The sequence below is a fragment of the Rhizobium sp. 18055 genome, assembly GCF_902706285.1.
Lineage (GTDB): Bacteria > Pseudomonadota > Alphaproteobacteria > Rhizobiales > Rhizobiaceae > Rhizobium.
Genome location: NZ_CACSKD010000498.1, coordinates 1 through 385, shown reverse-complemented (window position 1 = coordinate 385; position 385 = coordinate 1). Strand labels below are relative to the sequence as shown.

The window sequence follows — 385 nt, the reverse complement described above, 5'->3', positions numbered from 1 at the left end:
GTGGATTTCCTTCACGCGGCTGACCGCCAGGATGTCGCCCGTGGGCGGGCGGCTGAACTTGTAGGCGCCGTGGCTGGTGCCGATGGCGATCGCCAGCGCGTCGAGCTGCGTGGCCTGCACGAACTGCGCGGCCTCTTCGGGGTCGGTCAGCATCTGGCTGTGGTCCAGCTTGCCTTCGGCGCCGATGCCGTCTTCCTCGCCGGCATCGCCGGTTTCCAGGTTGCCCAGGCAGCCCAGTTCACCTTCCACCGTCGCGCCGACCTTGTGGGCCATGGCCACGACCTTCTGCGTGACGTCGACGTTGTAGTCGAACGAGGACGGCGTCTTGCCGTCGGACATCAGCGAGCCGTCCATCATCACCGAGCCGAAGCCCAGGTTCAGCGCG

1 protein-coding gene is annotated in these 385 nt (G+C 67.3%); it reads right to left on the bottom strand.

Features of this window, described 5'->3' with window-relative positions; genetic code table 11:
• Nucleotides 1-385, bottom strand: a 385-nt coding sequence (locus GVL52_RS32760) for a class II fructose-bisphosphate aldolase (RefSeq protein ID WP_200848084.1), incomplete at both ends; no start/stop codon positions are given.